Genomic DNA, 22,986 nt, shown 5'->3' with positions numbered 1-22,986 from the left:
AGAATTGGACATGAGCAAAGAGGGAGCCAAAAACTGGTACGTCGTCGATGGGTATTTGCCTTATAAGGGCAAAGTCGACGATGACATTTTCGAAGGCCATGAAGCGATCATGATTTTGAATTGCCACGATGAAGATGCGGAAATCTTCATGGATATTTATTATGAGGATCGCGATCCTGACGAAAATATTAAAATTGCTTCGCCGGCCAAACGGGTCAAATGCATTCGAATGGACCACCCGGAAGAAATCGGAGGAATTCGGCTCGATAGACAACGCCAGTATTCGCTGCGGTTCAGAAGCAATATCGAAGTCGTTATCCAGTATGGCAGGATGGACATTGCCCAATCCAATCTAGCTTATATCGGGATGATGGGATACTCGGAATAAAGGAATGAACAAGATGAATATGAAGAAAACGAAACGCGAGCTGCCGCTGCATCTGATGCTCGTACCCGGAGTGCTCATCCTATTAATCTATTGCTATTATCCGATGGTCGGTTTCGTTATCGCCTTTCAGAAATTTATTCCCATCAACGGCTTGTTCGGCTCCGATTGGATCGGTTTGGGAAACTTTCGCTATGTGCTGCAAATGCCGGATATATGGCAAGTGCTCGGCAATACCGTGTTCATCGCTTCTATGAAGATTCTCTTGGGCTTAGCGGTACCTATTCTAGTTGCCGTCTTATTAAACGAATTGAAGCACGTGCTCATTAAACGGGGAGTTCAGACGCTTATCTATTTGCCGCATTTTCTATCGTGGGTAATTCTCGGCGGCGTGCTCGTCGATATTTTATCGCCTTCCGAAGGAATCATTAATCAGCTTCTGAATGCGGTCGGCTTGGATTCGATCTTTTTCCTGGGCAGCAACAAATGGTTTCCGGCCGTGCTTATTTTCTCCGACGTCTGGAAGGAATTCGGGTTTAGCACGATCGTATTTCTGGCCGCTATTACGGGTATCAACCCGTCTTTATACGAAGCGGCTATTGTGGACGGTGCGAATTATACGAGACAGGCGTGGCATATTACGCTGCCGGGAATGGTGCCGGTCATCGTTCTGATGGCTACATTAAGCTTAGGCAACGTTCTGAATGCCGGTTTCGATCAGGTATTTAACCTGTACAGTCCGAGCGTATATCAAAGCGGGGATATTCTGGACACTCTAATCTACCGTATCGGTTTGCTCGATGCGCAGTTCGGCGTTGCGACTGCGATCGGCTTATTCAAATCGTTCGTTTCGTTCGTGCTCATCACGATATCGTATTTCTTGGCGTATCGTTTGGTCAACTATCGCATTTTCTGACGAGAGGAAGGTTTCCAATGCAACATCGGGTGTCCGTTGGCCGAAAAGTGTTCGTCGCGGGAAACTACGCTTTTCTCGTTGCGCTTTCCTTGCTTTGCCTGCTCCCCTTGGTTCAGGTGCTGTCGATCTCGTTTAGTTCCAGCGCGGCGGCATCGGCGGGGTTGGTGAAACTGCTTCCCGTCGATCTGACCTTTTCTTCTTATAAGTATATTTTGCAGAAGCAAGAATTCATTAGTTCTTTCGGTATCACGTTCCAGCGGCTTGTTCTTGGTTTTAGCATCAATATGAGCTTATCGCTTCTATGCGCTTATCCGCTTTCCAAAGAACGCAAGGATTTAAGGATTCGCAGCTATTATGCCTGGTTTTTCGTATTCACGATATTGTTCAGCGGCGGCCTTATTCCAACGTATATGGTAGTCAGCATGACAGGTTTGATCGATACGATCTGGGCACTCGTCATTCCGAGCGCGGTTTCCGTATTCAATGTTATTCTGCTGCTTAATTTTTTTCGCGGATTACCCAAAGAGATAGAGGAGTCGGCCTTCATGGATGGGGCGGGGCATTGGCTCGTTTTGTGGAAGATGTACGTGCCTATGTCTTATCCCGTCCTGGCCACCGTTTCCTTGTTTACGATGGTCTATCATTGGAACGCTTGGTTCGACGGACTGATCTATATGAATTTCCCGAAAAATTATCCGCTCTCGACTTATTTGCAGTTGTTGGTCATCAATAGCAATCCCATGAAAATGGATCCGAAAAATTTAGCGGGCATTCTTGAAATTTCCGAACGTACGACGAGGGCGGCGCAAATCTTTTTGGGCGCGCTTCCGATTCTTATCGTCTATCCTTTTCTGCAGAAGTTTTTCGTGAAAGGGATCGTGCTCGGAAGCGTCAAGGGATAACCGAATCCCATAATTAAGAGGTGCGAGATGAAAGCCGCGAGTTATGATAAATGGATCTGGATCGAATTAATCGGATTCGATAATCGGGAAAGCGATTATGGAGTTGCCGCTTATTTAGATACGGTAGGGTTCATACCGAAAAGTATCTTCCTTCTCTTATACACGCCCGACTTCGTGCATGCGCATAAAGGCATGAACACGGAGTGGCATTTGCCGATGGAGGCTTGCTCTTACGGTGCGCGCCCTTACGGCAAGCTGCACGATAGACAAGAGTGGACCAACTTTCAGTTGCGCAGTCTGGTAACGGAATTACAGAAGCATGGAATCGACGTCTACTGCAGCTTCTTCGATATTTATCAATTTCATGTCGGAGATACGCTGCGCGCAGGCGAATGGTGCGCCGCTCATCCGGAGCTCTACGAGATGAGGAAGTCGGGAGAAGCCTTCCCGGCAATCAATCCGCTTAAGCGTTTAAAGGATGGAAGCTGGTATGAAGACTTGTTCGTTCAAGATCTAATGAAAGTAATGTCGGATTATGGTTTTGACGGTTATCATGGCGCCGACGGATACACCAGTCCGCGGCTTAGCTTGGCGGAGACGGATTACTCGGATGATATGGTCGAGCAGTTCATCGCGGCTACCGGAGTCGACATTCATACAGGATTAGCAGCTCGTTGCGACGGAAATCCGCTCGATATGGAACAGCGTGCCGATTGGATTTGGAATAATAAACGTCTGGAATGGATTCGATTTCATTGCGAACGATGGGGTCGATTATGGGACAAAATCATGTCCGCCATTCGCAAGGAAGGGAAGAAGGCCTATCTGAACACGGCTTGGACCAGGGATCCTTTTGAAGCGATATATCGCTACGGCGTCGATTATCGCAGGCTTTCGGATTCGGGGATCGATGGGTTTGTCGTCGAAACCGTCGGAGCATCGCTCTCCTCCGGAGCGGGAGAAACGGAATACGAGCCGGGTGCCGAATTTGCGGCGATGCTGTTATCTATTAAAGCTTATGTGCCGAAGCAGAAGCTGGTCTGCTTAAATGCGATCCAAGATACGAACGAGCAATGGGATGCTTTGAGCCATGCGCCGACCGTGCTGGAACGGGATATTTACTCTTTGGCTAACCTGTATTTGCAAAATTCGTCGGGGATAAGCCGCTGTTCCGGAGGTTTTATGGCTTGTCTCGGGGATGGGATTAGCCGGGATGGATGGAATTGGATAGCCAAACGGTGGGATGGAGCGTTCGACGGAGAGCCCCTTCGGACTGCCGGTGTCCGCATGGTGTGGTCCGATCGGCTGCTTCACCGATCTTTGGAGGATTATTCCGAAACCCGTCATTGGCCGGTTCATAAATATATGACGGAATTGATCTCCCGAGGCGCTCCTCTGCATACGATCGTTAACGTGAAGGATATTCCCGAAACCGATGGACCGATTCTCGTTACTCTGCTGCATCTATTGCCCGACGAGGAATTGCAAAGCGTTCTTGCTTATCGGAACGGTTCGTCCGTTCTGATCGGCAGGATGACAGAGCGTATATCCCGGATCCAGACAATCGCCAATTGGCGAATAGATTGCGAGATTAACGGGTTATTCTGCGTAACAAGGGATTGCAGCGGTGAAGCGGTAGAAGCTTTTGCGATGGAGCATAGCACCGATTTCGAACGACAAGAGGAGCGCCAGCGTTCCGGGTTCAAGGAGGGAATGTCCTGGCTCAACAGCCTCTATTTCAGTCCGGTCAGCGAAGCGTTCTTGAGCAAGTGCGTCGAGGGAATTATCGATCGGACGAACGTACCCAAGTCGTTGAAGAACGAGGCATTCATTCGCGCTGCCGTACTGGAGACGGTTCCCCATCGCTGGCGAATCCTCATTTCCAATCTGCACATGAATTACAAGTCGGCGCATTTTGATGCGGGTCGTCCCATCGACAAGATCACCCTCTTAACCGATTTCCCCGGAGTTCCGGTCCATCCGCGAGGCTCGGAATTCAGCTTATATGTACCCGGTAGGGGAATCGTCATGATTGAGCTCGAGTTGCAGGCTAGCGGGGATGAGTAGATTGCGTTCGGTATTGGGAGAGCAGCGAGCAATACGAGTATTGAAGTTAACCAATCAATAAGTGACAGCCTCTAAGGGGAAGCCCATGAGGCTTTTGTTTTTTTCGTATGGAACCGCTTATTGAGAAGTCGGCTCGACGGCGATAGTAGAACACCGCAACAGATGTCAAGGAAAGCAAGATTGGCAAATAGCGCAGCAAATTCATGTGATTTATAGTTGTTTTGTAAGCGTTTTATATTTGTGTCTATAGGGGGGCCGTTTGGAATAGCTCGAACCATAAGCAAGTCCTCGATTCGACGAGAAGCGGAACGATGGACGGCTATGGCTTCTTTGGTATGCTCGTTAATCTATTTAAGAGGGGTTGATGTTGTGGGAAGGTTACGTTCTAAGCGTTTACTATCGCTCGTGTTGATCGCGAGCATGATCGTATCGGTCTGGATGCCGACTCAAGCTATGGCGGTAAACGAAAAGGCCAATACCGAGCAAGGAGCTGCGAATGTCTCGAAACATTGGGCGCAGGGGGTCTTGGATAAATGGATAGGACTCGGCTTACTCAAGGGATACGAGGATCGTGACTATCGGCCGGATAATCCGGTCACCCGGTCCGAGTTTGCGGCTTTGATTAATCGGGTTATCGGCTTGCCGGCCGTTCGCTCCGGCGCGAATCCATTCTCGGATGTCGGCGAACAGGTCTGGTACGCACAGGACGTCTTCAGACTTCACGCTGCCGGCATTATCAAGGGAGCGGGCGGGAGTCGGTTCGAGCCTAACAAACCGATTACCCGTCAAGACGCCGCGGTCATCGTTGCTCGAGCGTTCAGGGTGAAGGCGGACGTTAAAGCATCTAACGAAGGCTTTACGGATGCAGCATCCATCTCTTCCTACGCCGTCTCGGACGTGTCGGCATTAAGAGCCAAGGGGTACTTAAAAGGGAATGGAAATCATCAATTCAATCCCAAGGCAAATATGACGCGCTCCGAGGTCGTACAACTGATAGATAACGTTATAGGAACTTTGATCAAAGAAAAGGGCGATTTCAATACCGACATTGAAGGAAATCTCGTCGTGAAAACAGACGGCGTCTCACTGAAAAATATGATCGTATCCGGCGACCTATTCATTACCCAAGGTGCGGGAGAAGGAGAGATTTTGCTGGACGGCGTAACGGTCAAGGGAGCCACTTACGTTCTGGGCGGCGGAGAAAACAGTATCCTTATTCGCAATTCCCGGCTGTCGGGTCCAGTGATCGTTGACAAATGGAATTCGCGGATTCGCATCGTGGTAGAAGGAACAACGGAGATTCAAGAGGTTCAAATGCTTTCCGGAGGAATTTTGCAAGAAGGAAAGTTGCAAGGAAAGGGATTTGTGAACATCATTATTCTCGTTCCGAACGATCAAATCGAGGCTAGAATCGTTCTGGATGGAGAATTCGATGAAATTAGACATATGACCGGAACGGTAAGCTTCGAACTAAGTCGTATCGCCAAAGTTGTACTCATGATCTTTAATGCGGCAGCCAACGTTACCGGCGAAGGTGTCATTGAGACGGCTAAGCTTAACGTAAGCGGCGTTAAGTTCGACAAGTGGCCCAACAAGGTGAATTTTTCAACGAATGTGTCGGCTACGATCGGGAAGGAGCTTGTGACGGCGGACAATCGGAATGCAACTACAAATTCGGGCGGCAGCGGCGGCGGCTCCCCTCCGTCGACGTCAACGCCGGAACCGTCGCCCTCTCCGGAACCAACGTCAACTCCAGAACCAACGTCGTCCGCAACAATCGTTGAATCCGGTATAGCCAAAGCGGATATTTTCGTGAGTTCCTCGGCGAACGAGATGATGGCGCTTGCTGCGAAGGAGCTTCAGGATACGTTAAAGCTAGTTAGCGGCGCCGAGCTTCCGATTTATAAGTGGAACCCCGAATCATCCGTTAGCGCGGCGTTATCGGTCAGCGAACTAAACGTCAAGAAAAGCGGGACATATCCGATCCGGCTCGATCTCGTCAATAACGAGGAAACGCCGGTACACGTCGACTTGACGCAAAGCTTTGTCGGCCCTATTACGGCAAGCTTCCCTGAAGGAGTGGAATTGGCCGGGTACGAGAACAAATCCGTTGTCGGCGCTGTGTATGTGGCGAGCGCAACGCCGGTCGGAGCACATGTCGTTACGATTCAGGCAAGCGTAGGCGAAACGCCGTTGGGCCCGGTGACCTTAAGCGTGCATTACGATCCCAACCTTCTCGCGAATTCCGGATTCGAATTGTCTAATTCGAACGGAACCAGCCCGACTGGCTGGTATTCGCCTTCAGGAGGCAGAGACAATGTCGTTCGGCACGACGGCAACTACTCGTTAAGGCTGGATTTAGGGAGCTCTGCCTACATGTTTGCGCGCACGGACCAAAATCTCAAGCTGGAGCAGGGAAAACGCTATAAATTAAGCGCTTGGGTTAAGGCAACCGGTAACGGAGAAATGAATATGGAAATTCACGAGATGCAGGCAAACGGGGGCAATAATCCTGTCACCGCTAGGGCGATCGCCTCTTTAAGCGATCAGTGGCAGCTCGTGGAATTGCCATATTCTCCGGATGCGAATGCGCAATACGATTATCATCGGATTTTCTTCTTCATGTCCGGTACGGAATCGATGTGGGTGGATGACGTCATCTTAACCGAGATCGTTGAAGAACCTTCACTTGATCTTCTATACAACTCCGGATTCGAAATCGGGAATTCGAACGGCACCTTCCCGGATGGCTGGTATTCGCCGACGGCAACTTGGGACGATCAAGAACGGAAGAACGGAGGACGCTCTTTAAGACTGGAATTACAAGGCTCGGATTATATGTTTACGAGGGCTTTGCAAGATCTGGATCTTATACCGGGAAAGCGATATAAGCTGAGCGCATGGGTGAAGGGAGCCTCGGCAGGTTCCGTCAACATGGAGATTCACGAATTACTGGCAGGCGGCGGCAATAACCCGGTTACAGCAAGGACGGCTGTTGACGTAACCGATCAGTGGCAGCAGATTGAGTTGGAATATGCGCCCGATGCCAGCGCCGTATACGATTATAATTGGATCTATATATTCATGTCGGGGACGGAATCGTTGTGGATCGACGACGTCACGTTAACGGAAATCGGAAACGATGCCGAACCTGAAAACGATGACAGAAGTGATAACGCCAATGAAAGCGCGAGCGATGACGACCGCGTCCGGATCATTCTGGCAACTCCGGATACGAACGCGCAGCTTTCCGGGATGTTTCCGGAAGATCTCGCTTATTTGCAAGGAACGGACGGATTTGCCATTCGAACATCAGGGAATCGGATTTATATTTTCGGGGAGAATGCCAGAGGCGCTTTAAACGGCGTTTATGACTTCCTTACAGATAATGCAGGAGTGCTGTGGACGAGGTCGACGGACTTCGGAACGCTTTACGAGAACCAACCTACCCTTGTTGCGAACAAAATCGATTATCGGGAAAAGTCCCCGTTTAAGCTGCGAGGATGGCATACGACCGGTTCCGGAAAAGCGGGAGAGTTTCATGCGGACGCGGACAGCGAGTCCATGCTGGCTAGGAACAAATTAAACGCCAAGCTGGCCGAGATCGGAAATATCGATTACTGGGAGCGGCAATATGCTCTGGGTCTAAATCCGGTTCTACTCGGTCATAACCTTGATTTCTGGCTTCCGAACGAGAAATATTTTGCCGATCATCCCGATTACTACAATGAAATCAACGGAGAATACGTTCCCGTATCGCTGGAGCATTCTCAAATCAACTTCTATCATCCGGACGTTCCCGGGGTGATCGCGAATGAAATGAGGCAGCTGCTTTCTGTTCAGGACATGGATTACCTTGGAGTCGGAATTATGGATAACCAGGTTTTCGACCAGGGGCAATTAAGCAGGCAGCCGTTCACAACGCCTGACGGACTTGTCGTTCAACCTGAAGATCCGGCTTACAAGTCGACGGTTTTCTTCACTTTTCTTAATAAAATAGCAGCCGATATTAAAACAACCCATCCGAACGTCAAAATTACGACTTTTGCTTACTTTTTTACGGATACTCCTCCGAAAGTTGAGCTAGAGGACAATATCATTATCGTAATGGCGCCGGCTGCCGAAGACGTCAGAGTTCCTTTCAATACAAGCGATCAGAACAATTCGAATTATTCCTATAAGCTTAAGCTCGAAAGCTGGGTACAGAAAACGCACAACATTCTTATGTACAATTACTACGGTTGCTGCGCCACGGACATCTATGAAAGGCCGATAGCCGAGAAGGTGCAGGCGGACGTGCAATATTATCGCGATCTTGGCATATTGGGCGTGCTGCCGGAAGGACAATTGGATAACGGGGTCGTCTGGGGCGTCAACGCGCTGCAATATTGGCTTATTAATCAATTGTTCTGGAATCCGGATGCGGACCTGGAGGCGCTCAAAACCGAATTTTTGGAGAAGGCGTACGGAGCCGCTGCGGAGTCGATGAGAACTTATTACGAGCTGATCGAGCAGGGCTGGAACTATGATCAACAAGCGGTCGGCGTCTATTCCAGGGCAAGCCAGTTGATCGGCCATTACGTTATTCAAGCCGGCATTAAAGATGCCGCCCAATCCGCTTTGGATGAAGCTTGGCAGCTGGCTGACGCGCAAGCGAAGAAGAGGATCGAGCCGATCAAGACGACATTCGAAACGATGGTTTATCTCGTGGGCGAGCTTCCTAATCTGTCGGCAACGGCGTCCAAAACGACCTACGGCAAAGAGCAGATTATGAATGCGCTGGACTTCGGAGCGGGGCCTTGGGCCGGTATACAGCCCGTGACCGAGTTCCGCGAGATGGGTACCCGCAATGAAGTGCAGGAGGAAACGAAAGTGTATCTCTTGTGGGACGACGAAAACCTATATGTAGGTTATGAAAATCTCGATAACGATCTGGATGGCATGGTCGTAAGCGAGGACGCTCCCGGGGAGTGGTGGAGAAGCGGGGCGGACGACTCGGTCGAAACCTACGTGACGGGCGACAAGACCGGAACCTATTACGGATTTTTCTCTAATCCTCGGGAAGTAAAGTTCGAATACAAGTCGTTCCAGGACCCGACCTATAATGGGATCTGGCAAGTCAGCGCGGAGGTGGGGACGGACCGCTGGAATACGATTCAGGCGATTCCGTTCGCGAGCATCGGCGTCGATCCGAGCACGACGGATACGTTGTACGGATTCTTCTTCCGCAATTTCCATGGCAAAGAACGTTTCATTACTTGGGGCGGCGGAATGGTGTGGAATCCGTCCGAATTTTATCCGATTCATCTCGACGGAGGCAATCATTAAGATCGGCATCGTTCCGTAAGCTTGTAGAATCTTCCGATAGCGCGCTCCTCCTCTCCATTGCACAGGGGGAGTGCGCTATTGGTTTCTAATGCTTCTACGAAAAAGGAGTGATTTACGATGAAGAATAAGTATAAAATCGCTTCTCTTCTCTTCTCTTCTCTTCTCTTCTCTTCTCTTCTCTTCTCTTCTCTTCTCTTCTCTTCTCGGTTACTTTGCTGCTGGCTTTTTTTAATCCTTATCACACGGTATCGGCCTCAACCTCGGGTTCAACAAGTGACGGAACTCTATTAGTCGTTTCGGCAGGAAGCGGACGGTTCCGAGCTGTCCGTGAATGGCTTTATACTGTTCGAGCATACGCATGTATCCGTTGCCCGTATGCACGGAAAAATGGTGCGCCATCTTTAGTCCTCCTTCGCATCGCCGAACTTTTCGAGCGCTTTGGGGAATCGGCCATACCAAATGTTATCATACGCAAGCGCGCAAGTGATAGACTATGGAGAGGATGGGAACGTAGGGGCAACTCGCATTCGCAGTACAAAGGGAGATTCGAACGATCTTTTTATTACGTTAGGCTTAGGAAGAGATCGGGCACCGGGACAAACGAACCAACTCTGCCGCGCCCCTCTATCGATCGGGGTCTTGCCTGCCGATATAGGAAGGGAGATCTGCATTACCGATTCAGATGGAGAGTGTCAAATATGTTCTTTTCTCGCGAGCTATCCGTATTTAATGCGATGGAACCGATCGTCAGCGGTTTATTCGAGGAGCATTACGTGAAATCGGGAATTTTGGAATGCAGCTGCAACCAATGTCAGATGGACATCGTGCTGCTGGCGTTGAATCATTTGCCTCCGCGCTATACGTCCGGCCAAGCCGGTGAAGCTTATATTAAAGCGATTTATCAGGAGCCGCAGCTTCAGTCCGACATTTTGCGCGAGCTGACGAAAGCGGTGCAGGTCATTCGGGACAGCCCCCGCCATTAGCCGGCAGAGCGTCATCCGTATAGGGTGGCGTTTTATTTTTTTTGCCTGTAGCGAGCTTGGCTATTTAGGGGAAACTTATATGAAAATAGGGGCATTCCAAAGATAAATGAACCCCGTCAAAAATTGTTACTCGAGATTTGTCTAGATTTGAATACGTCTTCAAGAGTTGCGAATATACACATTCCGGGATGTCCCTGTACGATGGGGATGTGATGAACCGAGCCGGCACGGCAGTCTTGCAGTCATAAACAGACTTACTAATAAAAGCGGCTGTGCGGACATGCGGTAAACATCAAACTCAATCCTAAAGGGGAGTAACAGATGAAGAAAGTCTCCAAATTTGCGCTTCTGCTTTCTATCGCATTAACGACCGGCGCAATCGCCACGGCTTGCTCCAAAGACAGTTCGAACGGCGGCGCAAGCAGCAGCGCCGCGCCATCCAGCCAAGCATCCAGCTCGTCCTCGAGCGAATCGTCCGCCGGACCGGTAACGCTGAAGCTATGGCATCCGCTTAACCCTAACGCCCAAGCGGTCGTGCAGAGCCTGAGCGACGTAGAGATGGTTCAGGAGTGGGAGAAAAAAACGAACGTTAAATTCAAATTCGAGCATCCGACCGGCACTGGCGCCGACGCTCAGCAGCAATTCGGCGTTATGGTCGCTTCGGGCGATCTGCCCGATCTGATCGTGTGGAACATGACCAATTTCCAAGGCGGTCCGGCCAAGCTGTACCAGGACGGCACTATCATTAAGCTGAACGAGCTGATCGACCAATACGCTCCGAACCTGAAGAGAATTCTGGACGAGAATCCGCAGGTGGCGAAGCAGATCAAAGCGGATAACGGGGATCTCTACGTTTTCCCTAACCTGAAATATGGCGAGTACGGGAAATACAAAACGTTCGCCGGCCAAATGATCCGCAAAGATTGGCTCGACGAGCTCGGACTGCAATCGCCGGAAACGATCGACGAGTGGGAAAACGTACTGCGCACGATCAAAGAGAAGAAGGGGATCTTCCCTTATACGGCTGAAAAAGATTTGCTGCTCGGCTCTCGCAATTCGTCCGATTTCATGGGAGCGTACGGCATCGGCAAGGAGTTTTACCTGGATAGCGGCAAGGTACAATACGGGCCGATGCAGCCTGCATTCAAAGATTACTTGGCGCGTATGCAGCAATGGTACAAAGACGGGCTGATCGATCCCGATTACGCCTCCAACGACGGCAACGCCAAAACGGCGAAGATGGCTTCGGGCAAAGCGGCCGCATCCTTCGGATATATCGGAGGCAGCATGGGACAGTGGCTACCGGCCCTTCAGGAAACCGTTCCTAACGCGATGCTGGCGGCTGTGCAGTATCCTGTAATGAACAAAGGCGACGAGCCTAAGTTCACCGAAACGGGTTGGGAATACAGCAATGTAGGCGCGCTTATTACCAGCTCGAATAAAAATCCGGCCGAGACGATCAAAGCGTTGGATTACCTGTTCAGCGACGAGGGCGCCGTACTCAAAAACTTCGGAGTCGAAGGCAAAACCTATACGTCCGTAGACGGCCAGCCGAAATATACCGATCTGATTCTGAACAACCCGGACAAACTTCCGATCGGCCAAGCGATGGCGAAATATTTTATCGCGAACTATCCGTTCCCTGGCTTGGACGACGACCGTTACAACGACCAATACTATGCGCTTGACGCTCAGAAAGATGCGGTTAAGGTGTACGCTCAGTATTCGAACAACGCGGCTTCCGTTCTGATTCCGCCGATTTCGTTGACGCCGGAGGAAGCTTCCGAATTTGCCAAAATCATGACCGACGTGAACACGTACCGCGATGAAGTCGTAACCAAAATCATTATGGGTTCCGCGCAGGTCGACAGCTTTGATAAAGCTCTCGAGCAATTCAAGAAGATGGGCATCGATCGCGCACTCGAGCTGCAACAAGTTGCGTACGACCGCTTCCAGCAGCGTTAATCTCGATGGGGCCGTCTCATAAGTCAACCAGTTGCTGTAAAAGATAATCGATGATAAAGGTGCAAGGGGTATGTGCCTCCCTCCGATGCTATACGCTTTCTGAAATCTGAATGGGTAAACCCGTGATGAGGTGATTTCAGAAGCGTATGAGGCAGTCTCCGGGAGGCACATCCCCCTTTCTTTATATCTCGATCATCTCAAGCAACTCTGCTTATAGGACAACCCCTTTCTTTATCCGAAATTAACTTCATTTCTTCCGAGGTGATCAATTTTGAAAACGCATTCAAAATTATGGGATAAGATGTTAGCGCTTACCATGGTCGTTCAACTGATCGGCGTGGCCGCTCCGGCAGGACAGTCAAACGTACGGGCCGCAGCTGTAAATGTGGCGGACAACGGCGGCTTCGAAGCAATGAGTGCGGGGCAAACGGGCTGGGTGAACGGAATAGGAGCGAGCGGATGGGGAGTGTGGAACGCTTCGCCAGGCGGACTTGTATCGGTGACGGACGCCGTATATTACTCCGGCAACCGTTCGCTGGAGATCAAGCATCCGGCTTCGGCGAGAACCGGCGTGAGCGAAGATGTGACGGTAGACAAAGTGCAGGCTGGAGGAAAAGCGTATAAGCTGGGAGCCTGGATCAAGACGGAAAATGTAACGGCTAATCTCGGCGCGTTTATCCGCACGCAGTATTACGAGAAGCTGACATCCAAGGACGGCTCGAATGTAAAGCTAGGGGACGGCCCCAGTCTGGAAAAGCTGACGGGAACAAATGACTGGACCTATCGAGAGATCGTTCTGAACGCTCCGCCGTCGACCCGATATATCCGCTTGGAGCCGTTCTTCGAGACGGGAACCGGGACGGTCTGGTTCGACGATGTTACGCTTCAGGAGTGGGAGGGCATCACCGGTCTGAGCTTGGAGCCGGCGACGTTCAAGCTGCGCAAGGACGAGAGCTACACGCTGACCCCCCGCGTGCTGCCTGAAGACAGCACGGGCTACGAGCTGACGTGGAGCTCTTTAAATCCAGGCGTAGCCTCCGTGGACCAGCAGGGCACGGTTACGGCGCATGAGACGGGAACGGCCGTTATCCGCGTCGCAACTACGGACGGCCTGCTCGCGGCGCAAAGCACGGTGTCGATCGAATCGCCCGAGCTATTGGACGGATACGCCGCTTTACGCGCGAAATGGCGCGATCTGCTGCTGGGCGGGCAGCAGGTGCTCGTTGAAGATCCCGACATCCAATTGGCCATCGAACTGCTCAATGCCAAAGTCGCCAATGCCGAGCAGACGGGGAGCTGGGACCTGCTAAGCAAGGAGGCCGATCCGACTTCCTTGTTCACGGGCGTTATTACAAAGACGAATACGAAGTCCGCCAATATCTCAAGCGCTTACGGCCGAATTGTCGACATGGCTTCGGCTTACAAGAACCCTCATTCGGCGTTCTACGGCAATGCCGAGCTGCTGAACGATGCGTTCAAAGCGCTGGATTGGATGCATAAGTACCAATACAATCCGGGCAAGTCGGTCAGCGACAACTGGTGGGATTGGGAGATTGGCGCTCCGCAGGCGCTCGCCAACATTTTGGTGCTGTTATATGACGAACTGCCCGAGGATAGATTCAAGCAATACTTGCAGTCGATCGATCGTTTTGTGCCCGACCCTCGCAAGCGGCTGAACGGCGTTACCGAGACCGGCGCCAACTTGCTGGACAAGGCGTTGGTCGTCACGCTGTCCGGGGTGTTGGGGGAAAATGCCGGCAAAATCGACTTGGCCAGAAGCTCCATCACGGGCGAGTTCCAATATGCCGTATCGGGAGACGGAATCTATCGCGACGGTTCCTTGATCCAGCATAGCGATCTCGCCTATACCGGTGGCTACGGCTCCGTTCTATTGGGTCGTATATCCGATCTGTTTTACTTGTACAGCCGCTCGCCGTGGGAGATCACAGACCCGAATGCGGACAATGCGTATCGGTGGGCGGAGGAGGTATTCGAGCCTTTGATCTATAAAGGCGCGATTATGGATTCGGTCAAAGGACGGAGCATTTCGCGTTCGCGCGATTCCGACCATCTGTCCGGCCGGGGCATCATTCGCACGATCGGAAGGCTGACGCAGGGCGCGCCCGACGCTTACGCCGCCAGCATGAAGAGCAAGATCAAAGAATGGATACTCGCGGACACCAGCTTCGAGTCCTATTACAAAGGGTTGTCGCTGTACGATATTAACGTGCTCAAGAGCATCGTGAACGATCCTGCGGTAACGGCAAGAGGACCTCTGGTGAAGCATCATCAATTTTCCGCCATGGATCGAATCGTGCATCTGCGAGACGGCTACGGCTTCGGCATCAGCCTGTTCTCCGATCGCGTCTCGGCTTTTGAATTCGGCAACGGCGAAAATGCGAAGGGGTGGTACACGGGCATTGGAATGACGAGCCTGTATACCGACGATCTGAAACAATACAGCAATGAGTATTGGCCGACGGTGAACAGCTTCCGCTTGCCGGGTACGACGACGGACGGCTACGCCAAGTCTCCAACCGCTTGGACGTCCTACTACAACGGCCGGGATTGGGTAGGAGGTTCTTCTTTGGACGGTCTGTACGGCTCTGCAGGCATGGATATGGCTCTGAGCAAAAGCACCGGCAGCAATCTGACCGCGAAGAAATCGTGGTTCATGTTCGACGACGAGATCGTAGCGCTAGGTTCGGGAATTACAAGCCCGGACTCGCGGAACGTGGAGACGATTGTGGAAAATCGCCAAATCAACGAGGCCGGCAGCAATGCGCTGATCGTCAACGGCGAGGCGCAGCCGAATCAGCTTGGCTGGCAGACGACGCTGAACGATGTTCGTTGGGCAAATCTGGAAGGCAACGTGCCTGGTGAGCGAATCGGCTACTATTTCCCGTACAGTCCGTCGATTTCCACTTTGCGGGAAGCAAGAACGGGCACATGGCAGGCGATCAACTCGGGCGAAAGCGCCGATCCGGTAACAAGAAACTACTTGAGTCTGGCTTTCGGGCACGGTACGGCGCCGCAAAACGGCTCCTATGCTTACGTGCTGCTGCCCAATCAAGACGCGGCGACGACGGAGAGCTACAGTATGAATCCCGACATCGAGATCGTCAGTCAGACCAACCAGGCGCATGTCGTCAAGGAGAAGAAGCTTGGCATTACCTCCTACAACTTCTGGGAAGGAGCGACGGCTGGGGGAGTGAGAACGGATCGTCCGGCTTCCATCCAAATGCGCGAGCAGGGGACGGAACTGACTGTGGCGGTATCCGATCCGACCTGGAAGGCCGGCAAAATCATTGTCGATCTGGACAAAGTCGCCGGGGAGACGATGAAGGCAGATGCGAGCGTTCGGGTGCTGCAGACGATGCCTTATCTGCGTTTGGAGGTTAATACACAGGGCGCCATGGGACAAACCCATACGATTAAATTGCGCTTCGATCCGAATCGCAAGGCCGAGTTCGAGCAGCCGATCGTCATTCCGGTAATTGAGGACGCCTATGTGAATGCCGGGTCGAACGCTGCAGTGAATTACGGATCGGTTCAAAGTCTGCAGTTTAAAAATGGAAGCGGCAACTACTTACGCGAAATATTGCTGAAATTCAATCTGAGCGAATGGGAAGCGGACGAGGAGATTGCGTCAGCTAAGCTGTTCGTATACGGCAACGTTAACGATAGCCGCAAGGGAACGTCGGAAATCGGCGTTTTCCGGGTAGGGAACGGCTGGACGGAGAATGCAGTTACGTGGAATACGAAACCGGCAGAGGGAGCGAGGCTCGATAAGGTCTTGTTCTCGGATCAGCTTCAGTGGAGATCGTTCGATGTGACGGAACTGATCGAATCTTCATCAGAGCCGGATCGTGTCGTCAGCGTATTGGTGAAACAGGTGACGACGGATTTGTCCGGAATTATTAGAAGCAAAGAGAGCGAGAACGGCATCTACAAGTCCTACTTGGAAATTGCCTTAAAGCCGCAGGCGCCGACGCTGGAGAGCCTTGACGTCGCGGCTCCCGAGTCGCTGCTGGCGGGAGCTTCGGGGACGATCCGCACCGAGACGCTGTACAGCGATCAGACCCGTCTGCTTGTAACGGAAGGCGTTCAATATACGAGCAGCGACGAAGCGGTCGCCACCGTCGATGCGGACGGCACGATTCGCGCTCATCGCAAAGGCGAGACGGCGATTACGGTTTCTTATCAAGGCAAGGAGAAGACGTTCACGCTGGAGGTTGTCGTGCCCGAGGCGGAGTTGATCGGCATAAGTCTGAACGGCCCGACTGAGCTCGTAGAGGGAGAGACCGGCCAAGCGGTGGCGAAGGCTCTGTTCGACGATAACTCCGAGGTTGTGCTGACGGAAGGCATCCAATACGCGAGCGGCGACGAAACAATCGCATCGATAGAAGCGGACGGAGCAATCCAAGCCTTGGCTAAGGGAACGGCGCTCATTTCGGCGACGTACGCGGGCAAGACGGCTTCGTATACGCTAACGGTCAAGAAGAAAGAACAAGAGCCGGGGAACGGAAATGGCAACGGCAATGGAAACGGCAACGGCAATGGCAATGGCAACGGCAATGGAAACGGCAACGGAAATGGCAATGGAAACGGAAACGGCAACAGCAATGGCAATGGAAACGGAAACGGCAACAGCAATGGTAATGGCAATGGCAGCGGAAATGGTAATGGAAACGGCAATGGAAACGGCAACAACCCGTCGCCTGCACGAGTAGAAATTACCGGCAATCAGCTGCAAAGCCAAAATGCGGTTAACGGACAAGTGAAACTAAGCTTCGACAAGCCGATCGCTGAGCTCGTCTTGCCTGGCGATGCCGGCGAGCTGCTCGCAGACAACGATCTGGCGATAGCTGCGAACGGTATCGGCATCGTTGTTCCGGCGGAACTGCTCAAATCGTGGCAGAAACTGGCGGGAGACGGTTCTGCGCAGGGAGGCAGCATTGTATTGCGCTCGGGAGCGCTGCCGGACAGCGAACTGAATACGCTGCTCGCGGCAGAACGAAAGCGTACAGGTGCCTCTATTCAGACGACGGGAGGGACGCTCGGCTTCTCGGTGAATGTGATGCGAGCAGGCGGCGGAACGGTCGCAGTGAACGAATTTGACGAGCCGATCTCTCTCTTGCTGCCTGCAAATGTCGACGGAAGCTTGATCGGAATTTATCGGATCGAAGACGACGGCAAGCTTCGCTATGTCGGCGCCGTACACAGCGAAGGCAAGCTTGCGGTCGCTGTGCGCGAGCCGGGCCGGTACGCGGTTCTCGCTTACGAGAAAAAGTTCGCGGATTTGCCGGACGCGCACTGGGCTGCCGAGCAAGTCAAACAGCTCGCAGCCAGACAATTGATTACCGGCGTATCGCTCGATTCGTTCCAGCCGAACAGATCGATTACGCGGTCCGAATTTACGGCGCTGCTCGTTCGTCTGCTTGGTCTTCAGGAAGCGGGAGCGATCGGCTTCTCGGATGTGAGTCCGAACGCATGGTACGCGCATGACGTTGCGTTGGCGATTCAGGCCGAAATCGTCCAGGGGGCCGGCTCGAAGTTTGCGCCGAACGCTGCGATTACCCGTCAGGAGATGGCGGCGATGGTCGTTCGCGCTTACGAGTACAAAGCAGGCAAATCCTCGTTGGACGATGCGTCTTCGGCACAGTTTGCCGACATCGGCTCGGCTCCGGCTTGGGCGCAGGAAGCAATCCTCAAAGCTAATCGGCTCGGGCTCGGAGAGGGACGGACGCCGACGCAATTCCGCCCGCTCGACAACGGCACGCGCGCGGAAGGCGCCATGCTCATCTACAGATTAATGCTGTCGCTGGACAATTCCAACGACTGACCAGAGGCAATAGCGGCTTCCGGCTTCGGCCGGGGGTCGCTATTTTTCGCATAGAGCATTCTCTGCCGGACTCGGCACAATGCCCGCCCAGCAAGGCTTTTTCGGTCCATTCCAAAGAAAAATGAATCGCGTAAAAAATTGCAATCCGCGATTTATCGGGATTTGTCTAGATTTGAATACGTCCTAAAGAGTTCGCAATATACACGCGTTCCCCGTCCCGCTAGTATGGAGCACAGGATTAGGTCGATGGCCGGCATCGACCCTTCACCAAGCAAGCGAAAGGAAGTTAAATTTATGATTTTTCGGGAGGCGGGAGAGCGCCTATGATGCAGAAGCTCAAAAAGGACCTGGTGCAAAACAAAGCCATTTATCTGATGGTGCTGCCGGTCGTGCTGTACTATTTCATTTTCAAGTATTTGCCCATGTACGGGTCGATCATCGCTTTTAAGGACTACAGCATTCCGAAAGGAATCCTGGGCAGTCCATGGATCGGCTTCAAAAATTTCGCGGATTTCTTCGATAGCGTCTATTTCTGGCGGGTGCTGCGCAATACGCTGCTGCTTAGCGTCTACCAGCTTGTCTTCGGATTTCCGGCGCCGATTCTGCTGGCGATTCTACTAAACGAAATTCGCAGGAAGCTGTTCAAGAGCGTCGTTCAGACGGTCACGTATTTGCCGCACTTCGTGTCGCTTGTCGTGATTTGCGGCTTGATTCTCGACTTTACGAACCGCGACGGCTTCATTAGCACGATTATCGAGTTTTTCGGAGGCGAGCGCACTACGCTGCTCGGCGACGCCGCCAATTTCCGCAGCATCTATGTCGCATCCGGCATCTGGCAGGAGCTGGGATGGTCGTCGATCATCTTCCTGGCGGCGATCAGCGGAATCAACCCCGACTTGTACGAAGCGGCCAGAGTGGACGGAGCGGGGCGTTTCCGGCAAATGTGGAGCATTACGCTGCCGAGCCTTATTCCGATTATTATGATTTTGCTCATATTGCGTATCGGGGGCTTGATGGATATCGGCTTCGAGAAAGTCATCCTGCTCTATAACCCGAACACCTATGAGACTGCTGATATTATCTCCTCCTTCGTTTACCGGAAAGGGATCGCCGAGGGACAGAACTACAGCTTCACTTCCGCCGTCGGCTTGTTCCAGGCGATTATCAACTTTGTATTGCTCATCAGCGCCAACTGGTTTTCCCGCCGTATTTCCGGGAACCGGCTATGGTAAGGAGGGTTCGATAGATGATGAAACTGACCGTATCCGATCGCGTGTTCAACCTGGTCAACGGGATACTTATGCTGCTGCTCGTCGTGCTTACGCTGTACCCTTTTTACCATGTCATCATGGCATCCTTTAGCGACTCGAACCGGCTGCTTGCGCACCAAGGCTTGCTGCTTAAGCCGTTCGGCTTCAGCTTGGCCGCTTACGAGCGGGTGCTCGACAATCCGAACATTTTTAGCGGATACCGCAATACGTTCATTATTCTGATTTTCGGCACGCTTGCCAATCTCTTCTTCACGGCGCTGGGCGCATACGGTCTATCGCGGAATTTCCTGCTGCGCAAGCCGATCATGATCGCGATCATCTTCACGATGTATTTCAGCGGCGGCCTCATTCCGACTTACTTGCTGGTCAATAATTGGCTGCACATGGGCAACAGCTTGCTAGCGCTTATTGTCCCCGTCGCCATCAGCACGTGGAATCTGATCATCATGCGAACGTCCTTCGAGGCGCTTCCGGAAAGTCTCATTGAATCGGCGAAGATCGACGGCTCGGGAGAGTTCGGCATTTTGTTCCGGATCGTCATTCCGTTGTCCATGCCCGTCGTAGCGGTTATGATATTGTACTACGGCGTCGCGCACTGGAACTCGTGGTTTAACGCCATGCTGTTCCTCCGCAGTCGGGATTTGTTCCCGCTGCAGCTCATTTTGCGCGAAATCCTTGTCCTGAACGATACGAATTCGATGCAGCTTGGCGATGCGATGGCCGACCAAGAGGGCGTAAGAGAAAGTATCAAATATGCTACAATTATGGTGGCTACGGTTCCGATTTTGCTGATTTACCCGTTTCTGCAGCGATTTTTCGCCAAAGGCGTCATGATCGGAGCTGTGAAGGAGTAAGCGGCGAGGTCGCGGATGCGGATGAAATTTTCTATTTCGGCGGTGAAGACGGCTATGAAGCGCAAGGTTTATAAGTTTTGGCTGTATTCGTATCTGTTTGTTTTATTTATTCCAATACTCATAACCTTGGTCGTGCTGCTGCGTTCGCAGGATATGCTGGTAACGGAAGTGCGCAAGTCCAACGATGCGCTTCTGGATCAGGTGCGGCAGTTTATCGACAATCAGACCGCCGACATTCGCCGCTTCGGAACGCAGCTGTCGTTCGATCCGAAAATCGCGGCCTATTTGAACCGGGATACGCTGGATACGACGGAGGCCAGGTTCAGCACGATGGACATCATCGCGAACCTCAAGCCGTATACCACTAACGGCGATATGACCGATTTCTATATTTTTCTTAAAAATCATAACTCCGGAATTACGACGACGACCTATATGCCTGCCGACGATTTGTTCTCCGTGCTGCACAAATCGTCGGGAATTAGTTACGAGAATTGGCTGGCGTGGGTGAAAGAGGAACAGCCCGGCACATTCATGGCGCTGAACGAAAATATGCAGCCGGGAACGAACTCGCTCGTCTACGTGCAGTCGCTGCCGCTGCAGGAGCTGCATCAATCCCGGGCTACGCTTGTCGTCCTGCTTAACCAGAGCAGGATCAAAGAGGCCGTCTCTCACATCGAGCTGGCGAGTCAAGGGTCTGTGTACGTGCTCGACAGCGAGGGGCGCCCGATCATGACGACCGGAACGGAGAGCGAGCTAAGGGAGCTTCCTTTGGCGCGAATGGCCGATACTCGCGGTTTTATGGTTGAGCATATAGAGGGCAGCAACGCGGCAATTTCCTACGTCCGCTCCAACGAGACGAACTGGACCTACATTTCGGTACTGCCGGAGAAGGTGTACCTGGCCAAAGTCACGCTGTTGAAAAATCTGATTTACCTCGCGATGCTGCTGTGCGTCGTCCTGGGCGGTCTGACGGCTTTCTGGCTGACGAGAAGGAATTACGCCCCGATTCAGAATATGATGGATTTCGTGTCGAGCAAGGTTAAGACGAATATGAAAAGCATGCCGAACGAATTCGCCGTGCTGCAATCGTTCATGACCGAAAGCGCGGCGATTCAGGACGAAGCGAACAAGCGCATGCTGGAGCAACGGCTTGTGCTGCGCAATCAATTTTTGAATCGTCTGCTGAGTGGCCGTGTGGACACGGAATCCGCGCTGTCGCAAGCGATTGAGTCGCACGATTTGCGCTTCGAGACGGACCGCTTCGCTGTGCTGCTTATGCAGGTCGAGGATTATGCGCCGCTGTTTAGGGACAATGAGAAGCTTGACCTGGAGAAGAAAACGCAGTTCGTCTATTTGATCGTGACGAACATCTTCGGGGAAATGCTGTCGTCCGGTTATCGCGCTTATTTTACCGAGACGAATGGGAAGATCGCCTGCCTGGTCAACCTGCCCGGCAAAGAGAAGGAAGCGAAGAAGGAACTGCTGCAGATTGCCGCGGAAGCCAAAAGCTTTATCCAGGAACGGTTTTTCGTCCGCTTCTCGATCGGGGTCAGCGATGTGCATACGTTCTGGTCTTCGATTCCGAAGTGCTTCGAGGAGGCCGAGGAATCGCTCGAATACAAGCTGGTGCTCGGCTCCAATCAGATTATCGCGTACGAATCCGTCAAGCGGCCCAAGCACGAGCTGTACTATCCGCTGGATAAGGAACGCCAGCTCATCAATCAGATGGCTGCGGGCGATTACGAGCAGGCGGCGGAGGTGCTGCAGCGCATTCTGATGGCGAACTTCTCGGACGGGACGCTGTCGCCGCAGATGGGCAAGCTGCTCATGTTCGAGTTGGCGGGCACGATGCTGAAAGCGGTGGAGCAGTTCCAGCTCGGCACGACGGAGATTATGGTCGAGAAAACGGATCTGATCAAGCAGATTACGCAATGCGAGACGTTCGCCGAGATGGAAGTCGAAATTTTGACGTTCCTGAAAACGGTATGCGACTATTTGCAACAGAAGAAGAAGAGTCACAACACCGACTTGAAGAGCCAGATCGTGGAGCATGTGTTGGACAACCTGAGCGATATGAACCTGAGCCTGACCAGCATCGCCCTTGCGTTCGACATCAATCCGACCTATCTGTCCCGGTTCTTCAAGGAGCAGACGGGGGAAAATCTGATCGATTTCGTCAACAAGCGGCGAATCGATAAAGTGAAAGACCAGCTTACGTCTACGGACGATGCGATTCAGAATATCGCCGAGCAGTGCGGCTTCGCCAGCAGCCAATCGCTGCTGCGCGTATTCAAGAAGTACGAAGGCATCACGCCGGGGCAATACCGGCAGAGCCGAGGCTGACGTGACGGCTCGATCTGGCCGGGCCTTGCGCCGGAAGAGGCTGTCCCATAAGCAGCGTTGCTCAAGATGACCGATAAATAAAAGTAAGGGGGATGTGTCTCCTGTAGATGCCTCATACGCTCCT

The 22,986-nt window shown here is 52.3% G+C and carries 11 protein-coding genes; all 11 read left to right on the top strand.

What is annotated here, in order from left to right; translation table 11 throughout:
- Positions 1-10: 10 nt before the first annotated feature.
- The 11 genes from J4772_RS03945 to J4772_RS03895 all read left to right on the top strand — a co-directional run bounded on the left by J4772_RS03945 (position 11) and on the right by J4772_RS03895 (position 22,862).
- Entirely contained in the window at positions 11-388 is a 378-nt protein-coding gene (locus J4772_RS03945) for a sensory rhodopsin transducer (RefSeq protein WP_116060241.1), read from the top strand.
- A gap of 13 nt (positions 389-401) precedes the next feature.
- Positions 402-1,301, top strand: a complete 900-nt coding sequence (locus tag J4772_RS03940) for an ABC transporter permease (RefSeq protein ID WP_209074217.1) — start codon at positions 402-404, stop codon at positions 1,299-1,301.
- Between the two features lie 17 nt (positions 1,302-1,318).
- On the top strand, positions 1,319-2,203 hold the full coding sequence (locus J4772_RS03935; protein WP_209074216.1) for a carbohydrate ABC transporter permease: 885 nt from the start codon (positions 1,319-1,321) through the stop codon (positions 2,201-2,203).
- A gap of 27 nt (positions 2,204-2,230) precedes the next feature.
- Positions 2,231-4,270, top strand: a complete 2,040-nt coding sequence (locus J4772_RS03930) for a hypothetical protein (protein WP_209074215.1) — start codon at positions 2,231-2,233, stop codon at positions 4,268-4,270.
- A 369-nt stretch (positions 4,271-4,639) separates the two neighbouring features.
- Positions 4,640-9,598 (top strand): DUF4838 domain-containing protein, encoded by a 4,959-nt coding sequence (locus J4772_RS03925; RefSeq protein ID WP_209074214.1) that lies wholly within the window; start codon positions 4,640-4,642, stop codon positions 9,596-9,598.
- 698 nt (positions 9,599-10,296) lie between these two features.
- Positions 10,297-10,581, top strand: coding sequence for a late competence development ComFB family protein (locus J4772_RS03920; RefSeq protein WP_116060251.1), 285 nt, complete (start codon positions 10,297-10,299; stop codon positions 10,579-10,581).
- 321 nt (positions 10,582-10,902) lie between these two features.
- A complete protein-coding gene (locus tag J4772_RS03915) occupies positions 10,903-12,546 on the top strand; it encodes a type 2 periplasmic-binding domain-containing protein (RefSeq protein WP_209074213.1) in 1,644 nt (547 codons plus the stop codon).
- 271 nt (positions 12,547-12,817) lie between these two features.
- The gene (locus J4772_RS03910; protein WP_209074212.1) at positions 12,818-18,391 is read left to right on the top strand and encodes a polysaccharide lyase family 8 super-sandwich domain-containing protein; all 5,574 of its coding nucleotides are present in this window, start codon (positions 12,818-12,820) and stop codon (positions 18,389-18,391) included.
- A gap of 326 nt (positions 18,392-18,717) precedes the next feature.
- Complete coding sequence (locus J4772_RS03905; protein WP_116060297.1) at positions 18,718-19,623, top strand: ABC transporter permease; 906 nt, start codon at positions 18,718-18,720, stop codon at positions 19,621-19,623.
- Between the two features lie 14 nt (positions 19,624-19,637).
- Positions 19,638-20,516, top strand: coding sequence for a carbohydrate ABC transporter permease (locus J4772_RS03900; protein ID WP_116060254.1), 879 nt, complete (start codon positions 19,638-19,640; stop codon positions 20,514-20,516).
- A gap of 21 nt (positions 20,517-20,537) precedes the next feature.
- A complete protein-coding gene (locus J4772_RS03895; protein ID WP_209074211.1) occupies positions 20,538-22,862 on the top strand; it encodes an AraC family transcriptional regulator in 2,325 nt (774 codons plus the stop codon).
- Positions 22,863-22,986: the final 124 nt, after the last annotated feature.

It is taken from the genome of Cohnella sp. LGH, from assembly GCF_017671885.1.
Classification (GTDB): Bacteria; Bacillota; Bacilli; order Paenibacillales; family Paenibacillaceae; genus Cohnella; species Cohnella phaseoli.
Note: the sequence above shows the minus strand (reverse complement) of the source record. Positions and strands in the feature narration are given on the sequence as shown.